Origin of the sequence: Domibacillus sp. DTU_2020_1001157_1_SI_ALB_TIR_016, from assembly GCF_032341995.1 — a bacterium.
Classification (GTDB): Bacteria; Bacillota; Bacilli; order Bacillales; family Domibacillaceae; genus Domibacillus; species Domibacillus indicus_A.
Map to the genome: position 1 here is coordinate 2,076,660 of NZ_CP135439.1, position 21,134 is coordinate 2,097,793.

Consider the following 21,134-nt stretch of genomic DNA (forward strand, 5'->3'; position numbering starts at 1 on the left):
GACCTCCTTTATTTTACAAGTCCGTGAGGGTCAATGACATACTTTCTCGCTGCACCTTGATCAAACTCTTGGTACCCTCTTGGCGCATCTTCTAAAGCAATAACGGTTGCATTTACGGCTTTCGCAATTTGTGCTCTTCCACTTAAAATCGCTGCCATTAAGTCACGGTGGTATTTCATCACAGGTGTTTGCCCAGTTACAAAGGTATGTGCTTTTGCCCAACCAAGGCCAAGACGCACCTTTAATGTCCCGATTCGTGCATCTTCATCAATTCCACCAGGATCCCCTGTTACATAAAGCCCTGGAATACCAAGTTTCCCGCCAGCACGTGTTACGGTCATAATTGAATTAAGTACGGTTGCCGGCGCTTCCCCTGCATTTGCTCCATGTCCTGACGCTTCAAATCCCACGCAGTCAACGGCGCAGTCGACTTCAGGAACCCCTAAAATTTGTTCGATTTGCTCACCAAGATCCGGATGTTCATGAAGGTTTACGGTTTCACATCCAAAGCTTTTTGCTTGTTGAAGCCGATCCCCGTTCAGGTCACCGACAATGACAACAGCCGCACCGAGTAATTGAGCTGAGTGCGCTGCTGCTAACCCAACTGGACCTGCTCCAGCAATATAAACCGTCGAACCTGGTTTGACCCCTGCACTGACTGCACCGTGATAACCTGTTGGAAAAATATCTGAGAGCATTGTTAAATCTTTTATTTTTTCCATTGCCTGATCTTTATCTGGGAATTTTAATAACTGGAAATCAGCATACGGAACCATAACATATTCAGACTGACCTCCGACCCATCCGCCCATATCAACATAGCCATACGCTGAACCTGGACGATCAGGATTTACATTTTCACAAATATGAGTGTCACGCTCTTTACAACTACGACAGCGCCCACAAGCAATATTAAATGGAACAGATACGAGATCGCCTTTTTTAATGAACTCAACATCGCTTCCAACTTCAATGACTTCACCTGTAATTTCATGTCCAAGAACAAGTCCAGTTGGAGCAGTCGTTCTTCCGCGCACCATATGTTGATCGCTTCCACAAATGTTCGTTGTGACAACCTTTAAAATCACACCATGGTTACATTTACGACCAACATTCAGTGGATTAACACCTGGGCCGTCTCTTAACACTAAATCGGGATAACCTATGTCCTGTATTTCCACCTTGCCTGGCTTCACATACGCGACTGCTTTGTTTCCACTCATTTTGCAATTCCCCCTTAAGATAAATGTCAGGCAGTTCACTTTATATCTTGCAAGAATTGCGCCAAGATCCAAGCTTTTGTTTAAAGCCCCTTTTTATGATGAGTGATTATTAAACCTGCTTATTTTCTGAACAACAACCCTGTCCTATTTTAGGACAGTTGTTCATTTGAACTTGGAAATATTTATCCAAGTAGTATAATAAATTTAAAGTAAACGTTACTATTTAAAGGGGGACAAGCAAATGCCACAGGAGAACCTTGTCGAGCGGGTTGATATAATCAACCGTTCTTGGAAACGTTGTCAAAATTTTGGACTTTCACCTTCCGACCCTATGGATGACTCGATTTTAACCGGTAGTGCCTTACAAGAGGTATTAACTGAAAATCAGTCGATGATTCGGCACGCAACATTAATTTTAGAAAACCTTTATCCCGCCATTCACTCCCAAGGACTCGTCACAGTGATTGTTGATCGGAATGGAACCATTATTCACAAAGTAGGCCATCTGGATAATAATGAGACGATTGATTATTTGCCAGTTGGTTCCAATTGGTCTGAAAAAAGAAAAGGCACCAATGCGATGGGACTCGCCATCTACGAAAAGAAACCAATCATTACGCACGCTGAGCACCATTTCTACGTGAAAAATCACTTTCTTACCTGTGCAGCAAGTCCCATTTATTCTCCAACTGGAGAGTTAATAGGTGCGGTTAATATTAGTGCAAAAAAAGAGATGTATCACCTTTTTACGATTTCCTTAACAATGATGATGGCCGAAAGTTTACAGACCCGGCTGCTTCTTGACCAGACTAAGCAAGAAAAGGTGTTAGCATTAAAAGAACTTGAGCTAACATCAAACTTATCAACCGTTCCGCTTCTTACCCTTGACCGTGAAAATACGATTATTCGTGCTAATCAAAAAGCCCGTTTTATTTTAGGGGAAGATTGCATCGGGGATGAGTTTCATGTCGGAAAAGGTTACTCGGTTGAGCTCATCTCTGATCAATCACAAAAATTTTACAGCTCCGTTGTTTCTTTAAACGAAGCAAACAAGAAGGACGAGACGGCAAAAAAACTATACAGCACCTCAGATATCATTGGCTCTTGTCCCAAAATAGAAAAGGTTCGAAACATGATAACAAAGGCGGCTTTTTTTGATTACCCTGTCATTATTTACGGGAAAAGTGGAACAGGAAAGGAACTTATTGCACAATCATTACATAGCCATGGCTCACGATTCGGGAAACCATTTGTCGCTGTGAATTGTAGCGCGATCCCAGAAAATCTTATCGAAAGTGAATTATTTGGCTACGAAAAGGGGGCATTTACAGGGGCGAATCAAAAAGGATCTCCGGGCAAATTTGAAGCAGCAAACGGCGGAACCATCTTTCTCGACGAAATTGGCGATATGTCCTTAAAGGCCCAAGCAGCTTTACTCCGTGTCTTACAAGAAAGTATTGTTACACGAGTCGGCGGTGTGAAAGTCATCCCGATCAACACAAGGGTTATCGCGGCTACAAACAAAAACTTACGTGAAGAAATTAAAGCAGGACGCTTTCGAGAGGACTTATACTACCGGCTTAAAGGGATTTTCATTACCCTCCCGCCGCTGAAAGACAGAACCGACATCCTTGAATTAACCGAGCATTTCATTAATACATTAGACCATTCACCAGTCTCGTTATCGGAGGAAGCAAAGCAAAAAATCCTCGCCTATCATTGGCCAGGAAACATCAGAGAACTTAAAAGTGTCCTTATCCAAGCCTCCTTTTTGGCCGTAGGAAACGAGATTAAGGCGGATGATTTACACTTTGAAGATGTGTATGAACAACAAACTCAGCAATTAGCAATTGTAGAAAAAAAACCGTCTTCACTCAGACAGACGGAAAAAGAGGCCATCACCCAAGCACTAACATCTGCTGTATGGAATATAAGCAAAGCTGCGAGGATATTGAAGATTAGTCGCAATACACTGTATCTTAAAATGAAGAAGTATGGGTTGTGAAGCGAGGGGGCGGTTCGAGCCTAGTGAAAAAAAAGGAAAAATAACTGTAAAGTGAACTGAACCCTGAATATGGAATTAGGTAAACACTGAAAATACAAGTCTTTAAAATCCATGTTAGCGATAACATGTCATATTGTTATAAATTTGGAGGATATATGAAAGTTAGAAAAGGATTGAATTCAGACATTCGGGAGGTGCTCCAACTGGAGTATCGTCTCTATCCAGAGCAGTGGCATGTCCCTGAAGAAATTATAAGGAAGGTTTTGGCTCGTAATGGGGAAGTGATTCGAGTCCTTGAAACGAACGGTGTTTTAAAAGGACACTATGCATTTTTACCTTTAGAAAAGGACGTCTATGAAAAAGTTCTGCACGGTACATTGGATGAAAAAGAACTTGCTGATTATATAGTAGATTACAAAGAACCAAAAGACATATACTTGTATTGGACAACTGTAATGGTCGATACTGAAGACACAAATCGTTCGCAATTCTCCAAATGCTTATTGAATGACATCCCCCTCTATTTAAAGAGTTTACAAGAAAGGGGAATGAACATAATGGAAATTGGCGGCATCTTTATTTCTGACAATGGCGTTCGCGTGGCCCAACGTTTTGGAATGGTACAGACCGGTACAATCTACTATACGGGTAAAAGCTATCCTGTTTATCGCACTGATGCTATCCACTGATGGATTAGCGGTTCACTCAATGAATTAAACAGCTATTGATGCGGCTTCTCCTATTTGATTGTTGCACCTTGTGACAACTTTTTTTGACGTTGGTAAAATGGCCAGGTTTAAGCTTTCTCGCGGTCTGGGCCGACATACGTAGTGTAATGATTTCCGTTGTTTAAGACGCTGTATAACTGATAGATCCTCATGCTGTAAATTCCTCCTTGCTGTTTATTGTTCTCTCGATCGGGTAAAAAATACCATGCAACGATGCACAACATCTTGGATACCTCACCAGTCGTTGCATCATTACTCATCTTTTCCCGCCGCGGAGTCGCGACCGCGGCCTTTTTTTATTTCTTTGGTTTACATTAGTGCCAAAGCGGGTAAATGTTTTCCTGTGGCACACACCCGCCACCCATTCTCCTGAACTCTACATAGTTCATCTTGTTTGCTGCGGCGGTCACCGCGGCTTTTTTTTGCGTATATAGGTTTGTTTTCACATCAAAGCGGGTAAATTAGCATCAGGGTAGTCCCCAACTACCTCCTGCGAGTTTCAACCTTCATTACATAATCAGCCTTTTGCTGCGGAACTCCCTCCGTGGCTTTTTTGTGCGTTTAACCACGCTTCTTCTGCAAGCACACGTACACAACCTTCGAGTACAAAATGGTCAAGCATCTTATTTATTCAATACGCCATTGTAGAATCCGACCAGATTGCGGGCTTTCTTCGTTTTCGTACGCATAACAGCTGTATATAATGCAGTCATAGTGATATTCTTAACGTTTTGCTTATCAAAAGCTCCGCACTTAACTAAATATGGAGACTAATGAACGAAGACAAGGTCCGGGATGTCCTTATTGCCAGCTCAGGAACTTTTGCCTGAAGTGACAACCATTTCGTTTCCGAAGTGGATTTTTGAAAAGCCCGGATAAAATAGCGAGCTCCAATATTATAAGAAGCAGACAAATCCGTATGATAGACTTTGCCAGTTGAAAACGTGGCAAGGTCTTTTTTCGGGTTCCGTTCCACTTTTCCAGAGCCGTCAAACGCCAGGGTGCTGGTGTTTCACAGATTGATCCGGGAAATGCGCATGCCCAGGAAGTGTGCCATTTCTTCCACTTTGTTCTGGATACTTATTTTCCGCCACACATGAAGCTTGAAACGAAGTTTCAGTGAAAGCGCTTTGCCCCAATGTCCCGAGAGACCTCTTCGCGCCTCTTTTTAATGTCTTTATTTCTCATCAAGTAATAGTTCTCTCCTAATTTTCCAGTATACAAGCAATCTAAAGCAAAAAAATATTCTATCGGAACTGTAATAGAGTGCTCGCCACAAAAAATCCCCTCCAAGCAGAAGTATATACACCCACATGTTAACACACAGGCTTTTTACACTATCTACTTAAAGGGGATCATATCAACCCTTTATGTTGCATTGGGAAGTATAAAGATACCTTAATACGACTTAGTCTTTTTCATGCTAAAATATTAATAAAACATTTAATGTGAGGATCAATCGTATATTACATTTTTTCCTTCTTCACTTAACTTTTTTAAAGATGTAAGCATATGATTTATTTCTTCATCGGAATGCCTTTCCCATGAACTTAATTCAGCTATTATTTTCAAAGGAGATTTAGATCTATAAGAACGTGTTGGGTTTCCAGGAAATTTTTTGTCAGTTAAGTTCGGATCATTTTCAAAATCACCTAATGGTTCTACAATATAAATTCTCTCTTTTGAATTAGATTTTGCTAATTCAGCACCCCATTTAGCAGCGTTTAATGTTCCAGTAAAATAGATATGGTTAGATTTTTTATCCTGATAATTGGATAAGTACAAAGGTTCAAGCAGGTCTCCAATTTTCAGTTCTGCTTTAGTACCATGAAAAAACGGGCCAGGATCTAAGACATTTTTTTTGTCATTCATATAGCCACACCCCTTATACTTTTAGACTTACGTATAACAGTATAAGGCAGGACATGCGTAAAAAAACAGTCTATAAATAAGCCTCAGATAGGGTTATAATGTAAGTAGAGACTAAGATGTTATCAGAAACAAAAAATCCATTCTCCAACTTCAGAACCATTGGCCAATTTAAACAATTGAACGTACTGGTCCGGGAAACGAATATTCAACTTTTGTTCTGTTTCTCTTATCGCAGATTCCTCTACGCCTTTTTTATTTGTATCTAATAATTTCATGCATGGTCTAACCTCCAAATTTTGATTTAATGGTCAATCTGAATGTAACTTAATTGCATTTATGTTGCATTAAGGAGCGAGTTTTACGGTTCACTTTTTCCACTAAAGCACCCCGTTAGCTGAATAAGAATTACTCTATAATCAGTGTTACATTTTCGTTATCAAGGATGATTTCTTCTATCCAGTCAAATATAGTTGGACCTTTGTTCATCTTTGCATCTCTTATTTCTTGAATCACGCTTTCTTTATTAGTCGGATGGCAATTTTTCAATATTTCATTCAGTTTAATAATGGTTTCTCCGTATCCTAAATCTCTTTTTGATTTAGCAGAATTTTTCCAAATAATTGTGTATTCTTCTCCAAATTCTATATCTCCAAAACCACCACACAAAATATCATTAAATGCATCTAGACCTTCGTTCCATTCATATTTTCCAGAGAGAACTACATTCGAAAACTCCTTACAAAACCCCTTAAAATTAGAAAAATTCTCTCCATCAATGATGAAAACTTTGTTCATACTGGCACCTCTAACTACACTGTTTTTCTTTAGTTTATCATAGTCCCTTATTCCACTAACCTGCCACGTTGGTTTAGGAAGACACATTACAAAAATAATTGCATTTATGTCGCATTTTATTTCACTGCTCAACAGTAGACCGAAACTGTTGACTAATAATATGTATTCCCATTTTTCTTTTTCATTTTGTAAAAATGCCAAAGATAAGCCGACATCCTCTCAAGCATCACGAATGACAATGCCAAAACAAAGAAATACTCTTTCAATGCTCCTCACGTCCTTTTTTAGACTTTCTTTTTATATGTTTCAGTTATTTTTTTATATATTAATTAAATTTTCAATATATTGTCTTCCCTTTACAATGCTGTTATGATGTATTCTGTTCTTTGTTTATATATTAAAAAAAGGAGGAAAGTTTTTTGAGCAACACCGAGATTAAAAAAAGAGCACGGCAAGTGCTTAAAGGATATTGGGGCAAAGCAATTTCGCTTACTTTTATATTAGGTTTATTGGTTATCCTTCTGCCAGCTGTGGTAGTAGCTGTGGTAGAAATTTATTTATCGGGCGGGTTTGAAGCCTGGTTTAATACTGACAGCACCCCTCTTGCTTCTGATGTATTTAGCACCATCCTTTCTATTTTGACCACTCCTTTGACTATTGCTTCTCTATGGTTTTATTTATCCATTTCTCGCAAAGAGACACCCTCTCTATCAAATGTATTTGGGATTTACAGAGATGGCCGTACTTCTTTCAAAACCATTATTGCCTGCTATTGGATGTTTTTGTTGACTATTCTTTGGTCGCTGTTGCTTATCGTACCTGGGATCATTAAAAGCTTTTCGTACTCGCAGACTTATTTTATTTTAAAGGATCATCCTTCTTATACGGTAAATGAAGCCATCACAGAAAGCCGTAAAATGATGGACGGATTAAAGAATCAGTATTTTACGCTTTGCCTGAGCTTTATTGGCTGGGGAATCCTCTCCCTTCTTACACTCGGGATCGGATTTTTATGGCTGGTACCGTATATTCAGACATGCCTTGCCGTATTCTATTCAGAAGCTGCTGCAAAACAGAACAATTCAACAACAGAGACGATTACACCTTAACCAAAAAAGAACTTCAGCCGAAGTTCTTTTTTGGTTTCTATTAATTTAAACACTGAAGGAGAAAAACCTCGTGACACGCAAGAAAGTTACCCAACAGTTGACCGATACTATTGATTGAGGAAGTTAAATTGTCTGATACTGTACTATACAGAAGAGGAGGAATTAATTTGTCTTTAGAAAGAGATGCAATGATAAAGTCACTGAAAGAAATTGTTATTCCAGTCTTGAGAGAATTGAGATTTAAAGGATCATTTCCTCATTTCTATAGAAAATTAGAAGAACGTGCTGATTTACTAATGTTTCAATTTAGTATGTGGGGCGAGGCCTTGTATGTTGAAATTTCTAAATGTCCATCCGAAGGTCATGTAGATAGATCAGGTAAACACATTCCTCTGAATAAGGTAAAAGTTTACGATGTAGATGTATTTGATGGCGATGGTTTACCTTATAGAATTCGTATTGGGAAAGAAGAAAAAGGGATGTTTGAATTTAACAAAGACAATACAGACAAGATTTCCTGGCTAATAAGAAATGCTTTGAGTGAAGCTGAAGAATGGTGGAACTCTTCTCCTAATTGGTGGAGCAGTAAAAATATCGAAAGAAATTAATCAACAGTACGTCCATGCTGGTTAGTTTTGATAGAAACAATGTATTAATAGTAGGCGTTTTGGATGATAAAATTTTATTGTTAGGAAAGCAATGACCATTTTTGATGGTGGTACAATGATTTAAATGATTTCTTGTTAACCTAACGCAGCCGAAAGTGTACTGTTATTACCTTTTAAGGAGTGAAGATATTGCTGAGTATGGAGGTGGTGAAATCATTTAACACAAGTTATTCTTTTGCCGTGTCGGATGATTTCAACTTTATATCCCGTGTATCAAATAAAACGTTTATTTACTTAAATAAAAACTGGGAAGATCCTATTGTTTTAAATAAGCCTAGTCATCCTGGTACTTTAGAATACAACGATGGTTCTAAGTTATTACTAATTCAAAACACTACTGGAAGTACCTATATTTATGAAACTGAACAGTTTAATCTTGTAAAAACCATTCGAAGTAAAAAAAATTTAAAATTAAAAGAAGGTCAGATTTCTTTCTTGAAGGAGAAAACCGGATTATTATTTGTGGCAAGTACTAGTTCAAGTGATCAAATCTTTGTATTTGATCTAGATTTAGATCAATATGAGGCAATTTCAGATTTTGAGGATTCTAGCATTTCGTATATTCAATACCTGGAAGAGGAAAATGCTCATTTGTTTACAATCCGTACCAATAATGAAATGGCTGGGGTCACTGAATTTTCTATTGTGAAAATTGTGGAGAAAGATTTTTCTTTTATTAAGATTGACAATAGTAAGGGGTTTGTCTGGAAGGGAGTACTTTTTAATGCTGCATTGAATAGTTACATTCTAGTTGATGGGTATAACGTTGTAATGTTAGACTCGAAATTTGAGAATGTACTACAAGATGTTAAACTCTCTCTTCCAGAAGTTCATGGATTTGCCCAACAATTTCGACATATAATTTTATCGAACGATGGAAAATTTATATTAATTACTTTTAGCGAGTGTGTAGTCATCTTAGACAGCAAGAGTCTAAACGCTATTGATATTCAGGACCTGCCTAATGCATGCTATGCTAGTTTCAGTAAAGACGACAAGTATCTCCTAATAGGTACTTGGAATAAAGGTTATATTCTTTTGAATAATTTATAGGGAAAAGCAAAAAAACTATTTTTAAATCATGAATACATACAAAACAGCCATTCTTATTTTATCGGTAGGAAAGGCTGTTTCTTGTATTTATTAAACGAATGTAACAATGGGTTCTGCTTCATCAATAGTTGACTGAAACTGTTGATTACGAAGCCTATGAAAGCCTATAGTAATTTTCAGCAGTATGTATAAACCACCACCAAAATTTTTCACCTTGGCTCATAACAAATCGGTCCAGCCATAGCTCAAAGTTCATCTGTAACGGCTCAGCTTCTGTAAATTGTTCTGTGTGGTCTTTCCATAGAAGATAATTTTTTTGGTTTTCTGAATAAAGTTTAGAATTAATCACAATGTTATCCTGGTAAATATATGCTATGTCATAACAACCGTCCAGTTCGTCGTAATGCTCATTTAATTCGAGAATTTGTTCCAAGCTATAAAGCTCAATCTCACCACCATGCTCAATATCATTAAATAACCGGCAGCCATTTGTTATTCTTAGAAACGCTTTGTAATCTGGCGGCAATATTAAGCCCGTTTTGTTTTCAAAATCATTTATTTCCTCGTCGCTTGCCGGGTGATTAAATGTGCATGTCGCTTTATATACATGCCCTGTTCGCTTTGGACATCAATAACGTTATCGTTTTGTTCAAGGCGCGTTTTTAAGGCATTCAAAGTTTTTTGGACTATACTTCCTTCTGTTAACATTTGATATCCCCCATTCTCTAATCTTCTTCCTTTTCTTAACAATAGCATGTATTTACTTCGGAGAGTACGTTAATCAATAGTTCGTCCAGACTGTATATTAAAAGCCCCGGCTGTTTTTGACAGCCGGGGCTTTTCTAACACAACATAATTACATTTTTGTTGCATTAAGGAGCGAGTTTTATAGTTCACTTTTTCAATTAAAGCCCCCGTTCGTATTATAAGGTCAGCCAGAAAAGAAAATATTTCTGGTTGACCATTTTTTATATGGTTTTATGATAACGGTAGCCGGGGTAGAACGTAAGCCCCCGTGGGACTTGAGATCCCGTCAAGTAAACAGTTCGCCCCCTACTTGCTTAAACATGTTTTGGCTGGTTGGGACCAAGATCTCGTATAACAAGCGAAGCTATGACACTGCAAGAAGGATTAGGGGTTACCGGCAATATTCGTATTGGAGGAGATAAAGAATGGATCCAGTGGTTGGTCTGGATGTAGCCAAAGGTGAAAGTCAAGTTCAAGCGTTCTTGGAAAAAAAGAAGCCTTACAAAGGCAGTTTTAAAGTGGCACATACCCTTGAAGGACTAGAGAGCTTACACCAATACCTAAGAGAAATCGAAGACTTAACAGGAATTCGACCTCCGGTCGTTTTAGAGTCTACTGGGCATTATCATACACCCGTTGTTCAGTATTTCGAGGAAAAAGGTTATTTATTAATTATCATTAACCCACTCATCTCTTATCGAGCAAAGAACTCTTCTTTACGCAAAGTAAAGACGGATGTACTTGATGCTTATCATCTTTGTGAGCTGTATTATAAAGAGGATTTGGAGCATCATAAAAAACGAGGAATCCAACTCTTAAATCTTCGTAATCTTACAAGACAACACGCAAATATAACAGGCATTTATGTACAAACAAAACTTCAATTTCAAGCAGTGCTCGACCAGGTATTCCCTGAGTATCGAGGCGTTTTTGGGGATTTATATTCAGGTGTTTCTTTACTAACTCTATTGGAATATCCTACATCGGAAGATGTTTTGGCAACTGATGAAGCAGTGTTAACCAATAAAATCGATGAATTATGTAAAAGCCGTTCTAAGAATTGGGCAAATACTCAGGCAAAGAAGCTGATAGAAGCAGCAACTAGAAATCCCTTTCAGAAAAACCTGTATCAAAGCCATATCCTCAGCATCGAAATGTACATCAAAATGCTTATAGAGTACCAAAAGCATCTATCTAAGCTTGAAGATGAGATAGATGCTTTGGCAAAAGAAATGGAAGAATATAAGATTATCCAATCAATCCCTGGTATCGGAGAAAAAATCGCGGCAACGATTATTTCTGAAATTGGTGAGATTGATCGGTTTAATCACCCTAAAAAGCTTGTAGCATTCGCTGGAATCGATCCCAGTATCTATGAGTCTGGTCGATTTAAAGGCACTGTAAACCGGATTACGAAAAGAGGTTCAAGTAGATTACGTCATGCCTTGTATATGGCCGTTCGATGTGCCATCCGTGATTGTCGTAAAAAGAAAACAACGAATGAAATCATCCCGAGAAATAAGAAACTGCGTGAGTTCTATGATAAAAAACGGGAAGAAGGAAAGCCTTATAAAGTAGCTGTAATCGCATGTGCCAATAAGCTCTTACAGTGGATATATGCCCTTTTAAAAAGCTATTCCACATTCCAAGATATAGCTTAAATAAGAAATAAAACAAAACCATACAAAACCTTCCAATTGTTTGAATTAGGAAGGTTATTTGGCATGGCTATTTTTAGTATAGCATGAACAATTTCAAGTTTTTATTGAAAAATGTTGACAAACTATTAGCTGGTTTCGTATAAGATGAATACTTCTTTATTGATTTAACCTGCCCGTTAATTGAACAAGAAAATTAACAAGATCTTTAACAGTGCCTTTCTTTTAAAATTTTCCAAGTTTAGTATTAAGATTTGGCAGGCAGAGACTGCCCTTATTTAGCGGCCTGTTCTACTTCTTTAGGAATTAGAACGCGTCGGAATAAATGACGTAAACAAAATCAGTAAAGATAAGAATAAACCTGTTTTTCCCCAAATGTAAGAATACTGCCATGGAATATAAGATATCCCATTTACAAAATGGTAAAGCCAAAACAACCAAAATAGTGTAATAGGAACACCAGCAAGAAAATAAAAAATCCCTAGTTCCTTCTTACGAAAAACAGCGTATAAGCCGCATAAAGCAAACACAGGAGCCAAATATAAAACAAACAAGAAATCAATTCGTTCCCAAAGTGGGATTGTAAAGCCATTTAAACTTCTACCAAAAGATTTATACCAAGGCATCACAAAGAGAATTAGTAACAAAATCAGTAAAACAGCTTTAAAGCGTTTTGGCACCATGCTCTCTCCTTTTAATAAATAAAATTACTGTATTTGTTAAGAAAGTAGCCTCAAGAGACTATAGTTTAGTTGACTGTAGAGTGTTCTTTTAACTTCTTGTACTCTGCATAAATAGTTGAACGAGGAACTCCGGTCAATTTTGAGATATCAGAAATAGTCATTCCTTTTTCCTCTCTTGCTTCGAATAACTTTATAGCTTGTTTAATGTTCTGCTCCGGTTGTCCCTTTCGCCCCATCTTTTTTCCGTTCTTCATGGCCCTTTTTCGCCCTTCTCCAGTTCTCGAAACAATCATGTCTCTTTCGAATTGTGCAAAGCTTCCAAGCGTATTAAAGATCAACATCTGAAACGGATCATCTTTGGCATCAGCTTTAAACGTCATATTGTGGTCAATAAACGTTATACTTATCCCTTTCTCCATTAACTCACTGACAACTTTATTTAAATCCAAAATGCTTCTGGCTAAACGATCAATCTTAGTTACATAAATATGGTCACCGGAACGGGCGTGTTTTAGAAGTGCTTGGATTTGTTCTCGCGCTGCTATTTTTGTTCCGGTCATTTTCTCAATAAATAATTGATCCTTTTATACACCAGCTGCTTCTAACCGTCCAATCTGAGTTTCTAAATCCTGACCAATTGTACTTACTCTCGCATAGCCTAGCTTCATCCTTTACGCCCTTCCCTTTCTTTTAATTGAATTGATTTATTTTTCTTTAAGAGCTTCCCAAAGTTGCCGAAGCTTTCGCCAGTCCTCTTCACTTGCATTTGAAAGGTCGTTATACCAATAGTTTAGTTTTGGATCTTGAATGACCAAATCATTCTTAGTAGGCTTATATTCATCTCGTCCAATAAGCCAGTCCGTAGTAACATTATAGAAATCTGCTAATATTTTCAATCCATTAATAGTAGGGTGCCGCTGCCCTTGTTCATAACTTGACAAAGCAGAAGTCGATAAGCCCAACGCTTTACAAACACCAGTCTGAGACAATCCTTTTTCTATTCTGACAGTCCTTAGCCCTGAAGAAAATATAGAATGAGAGTTTTCAGCCTTCACATAAAACAGCTGCTTTCTTTTTTTGGTCCCTTAGAGTACATTGCTTTATTTTAAACATTCTAAGTTCCACCTCTCTTCAGTGATTAATGCTCAAACCTGCTTCAACTCTTTAAGTAAATTGCCCCTAACATCTTCTATGGAGATAAGTCCCTTATCAAACTAATATATCCATATTGTCCCACGCAGTATCTATATCACTGTTATATTATAGACATTTAATTTAGACTAATTTTTAGACTCTATCTTCACCGTGAAATGAACCACTTATTTAAAATAAAAAGAGCGTCTAAAATTTTTAAATTCTAGACACTCTATTTTTAGTAGTACTGGTAAAAATATTATGGACCTAATCAACCACAGCAAGAAGAGAAGGATATACCTTTTTACTGGAGAATGATGCCCCTTTATTACATCATTACCTCTCGCGCCGCTTTTGCCAGTCCAAGAAATTCAGTTCTAACCGGTTTCATTTTTAAAAGGCGGTTTAAGCTAACTGTCTTTTGATTTTCTTTTTCTTGATTAATCTGCTTAGTTGAAAGAACAAAAAATTCCCACTGGCTCAGATTCAGTGGATTTATAGCGCTTCGATCCTGTTCATTTAGCAAACAGAAAACATACACATCTGCGTTTCTCCTTGTTTCTACCGCATATTTATTCGTACTGGCTTCCCATCCCTTTGCAGGAGCAATCCTAAAGCTGATGGCTGAATTTTTTACTTGCTGCCATGACTGCACATAAGCGGCTGACTTTACTTCAACCTTGATACCTGTCGGTGTTACAAGGTCAAATGCATTCCACTCAATTCTCATTTTGTTGTTTGCAGTTAAAGCTTTTGCTACAATAAACTCCGCAAGTGTTCTGCGAAGAGCATTACTTAGAAGATCTGATTGGTTCCACTGCCAAAATTCCAAAAGTCGCATATCTGTCTCGGTATTCCTAAGCAGGAATCGTTCTTCATTGGAAAGAGCTGCTTCTTGACCTGAAAGAACGTGGTACAAAAGAAGTTCTTCTGTTTATTTCGGATGGCCTGAAGGGCATCACCAATAGTATTTTTAGCGTTTATCCAGACACCCAGTACTAGACATGCCTTGTGCACCTTGCCCGAATGATTGCCCACAAAGTGCGTGTGACAGACCGGGCAGAAATCTTCGGTGACTTTAATCATCCTTCCCACTACACTTTATTAATTTCAATATATTATCTTACAAATCCTTCTGTCTAATTAAAACAGGCCTCATTCCTTGAAAAGCAAGGGATGAAGCCTGTTTTATTGGGTATTTGCAAATGCAGCAAATCAGAAAACTTATACCCAATTGTAAGTAATGGGACCTTTCTGCCTTCAACCTGTATATTTCTCAGAAAGATAATTTTTTTCGTTTTGTTTTTCTTCATCCGACGATTTCATAAATTTCATTAGTACAGCACCAAGGAAATACAAGCCAGCAAAAATCCACATTACGCCGTGAACGCCGACAATTCCAATAAAGGCTCCAACGATTGCTGGCGCGATAAAGTAAGACATTCCGGCACCAAAGCTTACCACAGCCATAGCAGAACCTTTTTGATTAGGTGCTAATGAAGTCACAAGAGCTGTAAGTGGTACAAAGCCACAAAGGACGATTCCAAAAAAGATCCCAACTACCGTCATTGCCCAGAAACTGTTACCGAAGACCTGAGGGGTATAAAGCATAACCAATGTCATGACACCGCAACCGAAACTACCAATCCACATAACCGTATTACGCCAGCCTAGCCATCTGTCACTGATGTACGGGATAACAAGGTTAAATAAAATATTCGCCACCCACATTGTTCCCCAAACCTGCAGCCATTGCCCTGTACTAAATCCATATTCAGAAGACAGGTATAGAGGAAAGAAGATTGGGAGAGCACCGATACCGGTTGAATTGATGATACGGACGATCCCGCCGATCGCAACTTTCGGCTTTTCCACACAAATGGTCAACCCGCTCAATAGACTTTTCATTTTTTCTTTTGAATTGCCTTTAGAGCGAATTCCTTCATCTTTCACAACTAAAAGTCCAACTATTCCACCAAGAACTACCCAGACAACAGCACTCCACATCAATCCGATGTATCCTATTTTAGGAATCATGTACGCCGGGAAATAACTTCCGACAACATATAGCCCACCACTCCAGGCGGCCCAAAACAAACCGACAGCTGTCGCCATAATACGATCTGGACTGCGATATGTCACCCATACTAAAAACGAGTAACAAAATAATGGATATCCAAATCCGCGCAGCGCATAGGTTGGAAGCATCCAAGCATAATTATGGTCTTTCAAGCCAAATTCAATAAAAAGAATTTGCCCAACCAGCCAGAGAAGCAATCCCGCCAGCATGACTCTTCTTGGCCCCAAAGCTTCTGTCAGTACGCCAGAAAAGTATGAGGCAATGGCCAGCACCGCTCCATACGCTGTAAATAATGTAGCTGATTGTTGAACAGTCAGCCCCTGTTCAACAAGATATGGAGAGAGCCATCCATGCTCAAGACCGTCGCCAACCATAAAGATTAATGTTGCGACATAACCCCAAATGACAGCAGCTGGAAGCCCACGTTCCTTTTTTGAAATCGCATTCATTTTTATCACCTCAACCTCACATTTTGTTATAGTGCCTCATGATGTTTATAGAAAATTTGATGAGCAGGAGAGAGTTCTCCTGCAACGGCCGTCAATACTTTAAAGGCGCACTTGCACGTGGCTCCATAAACAAATATGACTTGTTATCCCCACTGCATGTTTGTGAATGGTCATTTAAACCATTTCTTGTTCAACAGACTCATAAACGTCTTTCAATTTAACTATGAACTTCCTGTTTTGTGTTTACTTTCACCCATTTTTGTTGTTGATGGCTTTCTAAAATCGCATCAGTAATGCACATAGATAAATGTCCATCCTTAAATGTAGCAAAATTGGGTTGATCGCTTAGAGGATCTTTGTTTTCTCTGATAAATGTATAGAAATTTAACATTCCATTTTTCAAAGCATCCGGCCATCCTTCATTATGGCCGCCTGGATGGTGAATTGCTTCTCTCGCTTCCTCAGCAAATAAAGCAGGATCGGCTAAGAGAACTTTATTTGGCTGGTCTCGATGTCCAATCCATAATTTCTCAGGTTCCTCTTGGTTCCAATACGCTGAATGGTGGCTGCCATTAATTTCAAAACTTAATCTGTTTTTTCGGCCTGCACTTACCTGGGAAACCGTGAATACACCTTTTGTTCCATCTTCAAACCGGATAAGAACCGATGCATAATCTTCTGTATTAATTGGAATATATTCGTATGTTTCTTCCTGGTTGTTTTGTGCACCAAAGGTAGCTGCGTTTGAAGTGGATTTTTTCCTTACCGGGATAACTGTTGCTAAATCAGCAAAGACTTCCACAATTTTTTTCCCTGTTACGTATTGAACGGTATCACACCAGTGGGAGCCAATATCGGCTACAGCTCGGGATTTCCCTCCAACTTCAGGAGCCAGACGCCAATTAAAGTCTGTTTCAAACAATAGCCAGTCCTGCAAATAGCTTCCGTGAACCAAATTGACTTTTCCTAATTCTCCATTTTGTATCATGGTCTCTAACTGCTTTACAATCGGGAATTGCCGGTAATTAAAGTTAACGCCATGTACGACTTTATGTTCTTTGGCCAACGCTAATAATTCTGCCGATTCCTCGCTGGACATCGCTAAAGGCTTTTCAGACAACACATGCTTGCCTGCGCGTATGATCTCTTTGTTAATCTCAAAGTGAAGGTGATTAGGGGTACAGTTGTGTATAACTTGAATGTCATTGTCCTGCAACATTTCACGGTAATCACCGTAGGCTTTAGGAATGCCAAGTTCGGATGCTTTTTCCTCAGCTGACTCTAAGCTGCTCCCTGCTAATGCCACGACTTCTACAAATCCAAGTCTTCTAACAGCCTCGATATGAGTAGGGCCGATAAAACCTGTACCGATAACTCCGACTTTTATTTTTTCCATGTTCTTTCTCCTTCCTGCGAAATGAAAAGTTTTTTCTTTTAGAGGAATCCGTATTCACCTTTAATAGATAGAGAGGACGCTGGTTAGCGTCCTTTATAAAATTTTTGATTTATTTTACTTCTGCTGCAACCTTTGTAAGGTTCACCCATTCGCCTTTTTCGGCTGATTCCAGGATTGCATCTGAAATCACTGCGATTTGGTAGCCGTCCTCAAAGTCTGGTGAGACGCTTGTGTCTTCCGCAATGGATTTCATAAAGTCATACGTTTCAATAATTTTGGTTTCCCCATAGCCGATTCCAAGTGCCGGGATTGGCCATAAGCCTTCTCCGTATGGATGAGCAGGGCCTGTATACACGGTTCTGAAACCACGGCTGTCGCCTGGATCATCTGAGAAGCACACCTGAAGTTCGTCACGGCGCTCATAGTTAAAGACGAGCGAGCCTTTTTCACCGTGAATTTCAAATGTTAAGAAGTTATTGCGTCCCCAGGCGTTACGGGTAGCCTCAATGCTTCCAACAGCACCGTTTTCAAATTTCACGAGTGTCATGAATTCATCATCTACATCAACCGCTGCTTTTGGTACATCGATATCTGCTTTCACGGTGCCAAGCTTATCAGCACCCCCGCTTTGAATTGGGCGTTCGCCGATCCATGTTTTTGCAACAGCGTTTACATCGGAGATCTCACCGACAAGGTAGCGGGCAAAGTCAATCACGTGTGTACCAATATCTCCTAAAGCTCCAGAGCCGGCACGGTCTTTTTGGAAGCGCCATGAAAGCGGGGAATTCGGATCAGCCGACCAGTCCTGCAGGTACGTGCCGCGGAAATTTAAGATTTTCCCAATCTTGCCTTCTTCAATGTATTTTTTCGCCAAGGCAACAGCTGGTGTTCTGCGGTAGTTGAACGCAACCATGTGCTTTACGCCTGCTTCTTTTACGGCATCTAGCATGGTTTTCGCTTCCGCTGCATCACGCGCAAGCGGCTTTTCGGAAATAATATGCTTGCCCGCTTTAGCGGCTGCAATGGCAATTTCTGCGTGGGAATCATTTGGTGTCACGATATCGATAATATCGATTTCCGGGTCTTCCACTACTTTTCTCCAGTCAGAAGAATAGTTGTCAAAACCAAGGCGTGCCGCTGCATCTTTTGCCAATTCGTCTGTTACATCTACTACTGTGTGACGGTGTGGAATTACTGGAGCCGGCCAGAAAAACATTGGCATCCCTGCATACGCAAGTGCATGCGCTTTCCCCATAAATCCTCCGCCAATCATGCCTACATTAAGTTTTTTCATTTTAGTTTCCTCCTAAATGGTCATTATTTTTATTTTGCTGCGCTTTGAATTTCTTCTTTTCCGGCTGCTCGGGCTGCTCTGCTAAAACTCCCTCTCCAGGTACATCCCAAACAGCAAAGCTATATTAATTCTCTTCCTTTATTACTTTTCAAATGAAGATAAGAAACGCCGGCTTATTTCTGCTCCTTGCTTCGGCACTTCATAGCTGTCCAATTCAACTGTAATCCAATCGTCGTAACCGGCTTCATTCAGAAGGCGGAGCATCTCATCAAACTTCTGATGACCTTCACCGAGCGGTAGAAATTCACCATTTTGATAGTCTTTAAAATGAATGTATTTAATTCGGTCTGCATACTTGCGGACCACCTCAACTGGATCACCGCCGCCAGCTTCAATATGAGCCGTGTCAGGACATAAGCCAATTGTTGTATGCTGCATCAGCTTATCCAGCTGTTCCGGTGCTTCAACATTTGTTCCAAGATGCGGGTGATAGGTTGGAATGAGCCCTTGCTTTTCAGCAATCTCTTGTACCTTATTAAGTGCTGTCCCCAAATTTTCGTAATCGCTTTCTAGAATACCCGCCGAACGGACAGCTCCTCCACCGATAACTAAATGACGAGCACTAAATTCAGCAGAAAGTGCAGCTACTTCTTCAATTTTTGTAAGTTCTTCTTCTAAAATATCCGAATAAATAAAGTTGCCGCCTGTATAAACACCGATCAGCGTTAACTCGTATTTTTCCATCAGCGCTTTAAATTCTTCTTTATTGTTCTTATATTGCATTAGGTTTCCATCAAAAATTTCAAATCCTTTAAAACCGGCTTCCGAAATCTCTTTTAATGCTTCTTCGGTAGACCCATTCGCTAAGTAATAAAGATCTTTTATCGAAGTGACTCCGGCAGGATGACCGACAACCCCGCCCCACGTATTTGTTTGGTATCCAAATTTCATTGTTTTTCCCCCGTTTTGAAATAGTTTGTAAAAGTGCAACATCGATTGCGAATGCGGCTCCACCACCTCCTTAAAGGAATAACTTAAGATGATCAAGAATTTTTATCAAAGAGTGTTCCGTAAACGTTTACATCAACTACAAATTTTTTTATAGCATAACTGTCTTTCTCTGCCCAAAAACTCTTTATTAGCAAGACCGATCGCAATTGTTCCTTAGGTCTATCTGTAAACGTTTACATAACCGTTTTAAAAATGTATGTTTTTAACGGTTGCATTTATGGCATGAATTCCGAAGAACAAGCTTGTTCTCTAAAATATACTGTATTTTTCTAGCTCCTGCTTTGTCACGAAGTCTATCAGCAATTCCTTCGCTTTTGTACCGATATCAAAAATTGGTTACGAAATTGTCATTAGTGCCGTTTTTTTGATGGTCTCCTTCGCTACCGTTTCCGGCTTGCTTAACACCCTGGATACTGTAGCGATTAAAATATTTGCCTGTTTAGCTACCTCTTTAATTCCTGGCATGTTAGGATTCTCTTTTCTTTTTTGTTTCTTGTTGTTTGCTATAACCGCATTGTAACCGTATCCAATCTTAGTGTCTAACCGCTTTCCGACACGATTTTCTTCCATTCAACAATATATTTTTTAGGTTTCAGACTTAAAAATTGTCCTTTTAAACAAAAAAAGTAGAAATTTAAAAAAAATAAAAAAGCTCAGCAACTTGATATTATCCCCTTTAAGTAGACAGTGTAAAAAGCCCGCGTGTTAACATGTGGGTGTATACACTTTTACTTGGAGGGGATTTTTTATGGCTAAGAAAGGACAAACCTTTCAGCGTTATACAGAAGACTTTAAGAAAAAAGCGGTTCAGCGCTATGAAAAGGGAGAAGAAAGCTATCGGACTATTGCGGCTGATCTTGGCCTTCGGTCTTCTACTCAATTAAGGCAGTGGGTGGAAAAGGGCAAAAAAGGAGAGGCCTTTGATCTGCGTAGAAAGGAAACAGATTCAAAGGAAAACAATCCACTTAAAGGCCGTCAAAGAACTCATTTTCAGTCCATTGAGGAAGAACGAGACTATCTGAAAGCCCAGGTGGCCTATTTAAAAAAGCAGTATCCCAATCTACACAAGGAGGACAGATCCCCATAGTAACCCGTTTTGAAATCATCCATGAATTAAGAAAGAAGCATTCTCTTAGGAGTTTAATTGAAATCGCCGAGGTATCCCGTTCGGGATATTACAAACGGAATCATACACGGCCCTTAAGAGAAGCTGCCAAAGAGAAGGAACA

General features: G+C 39.1%; 21 protein-coding genes and 2 pseudogenes. 8 read left to right on the top strand and 15 right to left on the bottom strand.

Translation table 11 applies throughout. The annotated features are described in order from the left end of the window. Positions 1-8: 8 nt before the first annotated feature. Positions 9-1,223, bottom strand: a complete 1,215-nt coding sequence (fdhA, locus tag RRU94_RS18600) for a formaldehyde dehydrogenase, glutathione-independent (RefSeq protein ID WP_315692333.1) — start codon at positions 1,221-1,223, stop codon at positions 9-11. 241 nt (positions 1,224-1,464) lie between these two features. On the opposite strand from fdhA, the gene RRU94_RS18605 reads away from it, so the two are divergent. After that, entirely contained in the window at positions 1,465-3,228 is a 1,764-nt protein-coding gene (locus tag RRU94_RS18605) for a sigma-54-dependent Fis family transcriptional regulator (RefSeq protein WP_315692335.1), read from the top strand. Positions 3,229-3,383: 155 nt separating this feature from the next. Next, positions 3,384-3,917: a hypothetical protein gene (locus RRU94_RS18610; protein ID WP_315692336.1), complete on the top strand. Its 534-nt coding sequence runs from the start codon at positions 3,384-3,386 to the stop codon at positions 3,915-3,917. 1,494 nt (positions 3,918-5,411) lie between these two features. Here the strand turns inward: RRU94_RS18610 and arr are convergent. The 3 genes from arr to RRU94_RS18625 form a co-directional block, all read right to left on the bottom strand. Then, on the bottom strand, positions 5,412-5,828 hold the full coding sequence (gene arr, locus RRU94_RS18615; RefSeq protein ID WP_315691551.1) for an NAD(+)--rifampin ADP-ribosyltransferase: 417 nt from the start codon (positions 5,826-5,828) through the stop codon (positions 5,412-5,414). Between the two features lie 122 nt (positions 5,829-5,950). Next, positions 5,951-6,103, bottom strand: a complete 153-nt coding sequence (locus tag RRU94_RS18620; RefSeq protein WP_315692337.1) for an SMI1/KNR4 family protein — start codon at positions 6,101-6,103, stop codon at positions 5,951-5,953. A gap of 130 nt (positions 6,104-6,233) precedes the next feature. Continuing rightward, a complete protein-coding gene (locus RRU94_RS18625; RefSeq protein WP_315692338.1) occupies positions 6,234-6,824 on the bottom strand; it encodes a barstar family protein in 591 nt (196 codons plus the stop codon). A gap of 218 nt (positions 6,825-7,042) precedes the next feature. Here RRU94_RS18625 and RRU94_RS18630 point away from each other — a divergent pair, with 218 nt between their 5' ends. From RRU94_RS18630 to RRU94_RS18640, 3 genes are all read left to right on the top strand, one after another. Then, positions 7,043-7,732 carry a DUF975 family protein gene (locus RRU94_RS18630; RefSeq protein WP_315692339.1) on the top strand — a complete coding sequence of 230 codons (690 nt, stop codon included), beginning with the start codon at positions 7,043-7,045 and terminating at the stop codon, positions 7,730-7,732. A 167-nt stretch (positions 7,733-7,899) separates the two neighbouring features. After that, positions 7,900-8,340: a DUF4304 domain-containing protein gene (locus tag RRU94_RS18635; protein WP_315692340.1), complete on the top strand. Its 441-nt coding sequence runs from the start codon at positions 7,900-7,902 to the stop codon at positions 8,338-8,340. Between the two features lie 189 nt (positions 8,341-8,529). After that, positions 8,530-9,453 (top strand): hypothetical protein, encoded by a 924-nt coding sequence (locus tag RRU94_RS18640; protein ID WP_315692341.1) that lies wholly within the window; start codon positions 8,530-8,532, stop codon positions 9,451-9,453. Between the two features lie 154 nt (positions 9,454-9,607). Here RRU94_RS18640 and RRU94_RS18645 read toward each other — a convergent pair whose 3' ends face one another. Continuing rightward, complete coding sequence (locus RRU94_RS18645) at positions 9,608-9,979, bottom strand: SMI1/KNR4 family protein (RefSeq protein ID WP_315692342.1); 372 nt, start codon at positions 9,977-9,979, stop codon at positions 9,608-9,610. Between the two features lie 29 nt (positions 9,980-10,008). Further along, positions 10,009-10,161 (bottom strand): hypothetical protein, encoded by a 153-nt coding sequence (locus RRU94_RS18650; RefSeq protein ID WP_315692343.1) that lies wholly within the window; start codon positions 10,159-10,161, stop codon positions 10,009-10,011. A gap of 464 nt (positions 10,162-10,625) precedes the next feature. Between RRU94_RS18650 and RRU94_RS18655 the strand changes: the two genes are divergently transcribed. Then, positions 10,626-11,861: an IS110 family RNA-guided transposase gene (locus RRU94_RS18655; protein WP_315692344.1), complete on the top strand. Its 1,236-nt coding sequence runs from the start codon at positions 10,626-10,628 to the stop codon at positions 11,859-11,861. A gap of 296 nt (positions 11,862-12,157) precedes the next feature. Here the strand turns inward: RRU94_RS18655 and RRU94_RS18660 are convergent, their stop codons facing one another. From RRU94_RS18660 to RRU94_RS18675, 4 genes and pseudogenes are all read right to left on the bottom strand, one after another. Continuing rightward, positions 12,158-12,541, bottom strand: coding sequence for a hypothetical protein (locus RRU94_RS18660; protein WP_315692346.1), 384 nt, complete (start codon positions 12,539-12,541; stop codon positions 12,158-12,160). 65 nt (positions 12,542-12,606) lie between these two features. After that, positions 12,607-13,209 (bottom strand): annotated as a pseudogene (locus RRU94_RS18665) (recombinase family protein). Positions 13,210-13,245: 36 nt separating this feature from the next. Then, positions 13,246-13,596 (bottom strand): helix-turn-helix domain-containing protein, encoded by a 351-nt coding sequence (locus tag RRU94_RS18670; RefSeq protein WP_315692348.1) that lies wholly within the window; start codon positions 13,594-13,596, stop codon positions 13,246-13,248. 407 nt (positions 13,597-14,003) lie between these two features. Then, positions 14,004-14,594 (bottom strand): hypothetical protein, encoded by a 591-nt coding sequence (locus tag RRU94_RS18675; RefSeq protein WP_315692349.1) that lies wholly within the window; start codon positions 14,592-14,594, stop codon positions 14,004-14,006. Between RRU94_RS18675 and RRU94_RS18680 the strand changes: the two are divergent. Continuing rightward, a pseudogene (locus RRU94_RS18680) lies at positions 14,555-14,755 on the top strand (transposase); the annotation flags it as partial. The gene RRU94_RS18675 and the pseudogene RRU94_RS18680 overlap by 40 nt on opposite strands. A gap of 180 nt (positions 14,756-14,935) precedes the next feature. Here RRU94_RS18680 and RRU94_RS18685 read toward each other — a convergent pair. From RRU94_RS18685 to RRU94_RS18705, 5 genes are all read right to left on the bottom strand, one after another. Further along, a complete protein-coding gene (locus tag RRU94_RS18685; RefSeq protein ID WP_315692350.1) occupies positions 14,936-16,204 on the bottom strand; it encodes an MFS transporter in 1,269 nt (422 codons plus the stop codon). 217 nt (positions 16,205-16,421) lie between these two features. Further along, entirely contained in the window at positions 16,422-17,600 is a 1,179-nt protein-coding gene (locus RRU94_RS18690) for a Gfo/Idh/MocA family protein (protein ID WP_315692352.1), read from the bottom strand. A 109-nt stretch (positions 17,601-17,709) separates the two neighbouring features. Beyond that, positions 17,710-18,894 carry a levoglucosan dehydrogenase gene (locus tag RRU94_RS18695; RefSeq protein ID WP_315692353.1) on the bottom strand — a complete coding sequence of 395 codons (1,185 nt, stop codon included), beginning with the start codon at positions 18,892-18,894 and terminating at the stop codon, positions 17,710-17,712. Positions 18,895-19,035: 141 nt separating this feature from the next. After that, positions 19,036-19,845: a sugar phosphate isomerase/epimerase family protein gene (locus RRU94_RS18700; protein WP_315692354.1), complete on the bottom strand. Its 810-nt coding sequence runs from the start codon at positions 19,843-19,845 to the stop codon at positions 19,036-19,038. Between the two features lie 396 nt (positions 19,846-20,241). Continuing rightward, positions 20,242-20,370, bottom strand: a complete 129-nt coding sequence (locus RRU94_RS18705; RefSeq protein ID WP_315692355.1) for a LacI family DNA-binding transcriptional regulator — start codon at positions 20,368-20,370, stop codon at positions 20,242-20,244. 283 nt (positions 20,371-20,653) lie between these two features. On the opposite strand from RRU94_RS18705, the gene RRU94_RS18710 reads away from it, so the two are divergent. After that, positions 20,654-20,992 carry a transposase gene (locus RRU94_RS18710; protein WP_315692356.1) on the top strand — a complete coding sequence of 113 codons (339 nt, stop codon included), beginning with the start codon at positions 20,654-20,656 and terminating at the stop codon, positions 20,990-20,992. Positions 20,993-21,134 lie beyond the last annotated feature (142 nt).

Bases quoted from the DNA above. Each gene is read 5' to 3' on its own strand.
- fdhA (WP_315692333.1), bottom strand. From the start codon at position 1,223: ATGAGTGGAAACAAAGCAGTCGCGTATGTGAAGCCAGGCAAGGTGGAA.
- RRU94_RS18605 (WP_315692335.1), top strand. From the start codon at position 1,465: ATGCCACAGGAGAACCTTGTCGAGCGGGTTGATATAATCAACCGTTCT.
- RRU94_RS18610 (WP_315692336.1), top strand. From the start codon at position 3,384: ATGAAAGTTAGAAAAGGATTGAATTCAGACATTCGGGAGGTGCTCCAA.
- arr (WP_315691551.1), bottom strand. From the start codon at position 5,828: ATGAATGACAAAAAAAATGTCTTAGATCCTGGCCCGTTTTTTCATGGT.
- RRU94_RS18620 (WP_315692337.1), bottom strand. From the start codon at position 6,103: ATGAAATTATTAGATACAAATAAAAAAGGCGTAGAGGAATCTGCGATA.
- RRU94_RS18650 (WP_315692343.1), bottom strand. From the start codon at position 10,161: ATGTTAACAGAAGGAAGTATAGTCCAAAAAACTTTGAATGCCTTAAAA.
- RRU94_RS18655 (WP_315692344.1), top strand. From the start codon at position 10,626: ATGGATCCAGTGGTTGGTCTGGATGTAGCCAAAGGTGAAAGTCAAGTT.
- RRU94_RS18660 (WP_315692346.1), bottom strand. From the start codon at position 12,541: ATGGTGCCAAAACGCTTTAAAGCTGTTTTACTGATTTTGTTACTAATT.
- RRU94_RS18685 (WP_315692350.1), bottom strand. From the start codon at position 16,204: ATGAATGCGATTTCAAAAAAGGAACGTGGGCTTCCAGCTGCTGTCATT.
- RRU94_RS18690 (WP_315692352.1), bottom strand. From the start codon at position 17,600: ATGGAAAAAATAAAAGTCGGAGTTATCGGTACAGGTTTTATCGGCCCT.
- RRU94_RS18695 (WP_315692353.1), bottom strand. From the start codon at position 18,894: ATGAAAAAACTTAATGTAGGCATGATTGGCGGAGGATTTATGGGGAAA.
- RRU94_RS18700 (WP_315692354.1), bottom strand. From the start codon at position 19,845: ATGAAATTTGGATACCAAACAAATACGTGGGGCGGGGTTGTCGGTCAT.
- RRU94_RS18705 (WP_315692355.1), bottom strand. From the start codon at position 20,370: ATGCCAGGAATTAAAGAGGTAGCTAAACAGGCAAATATTTTAATCGCT.
- RRU94_RS18710 (WP_315692356.1), top strand. From the start codon at position 20,654: ATGGCTAAGAAAGGACAAACCTTTCAGCGTTATACAGAAGACTTTAAG.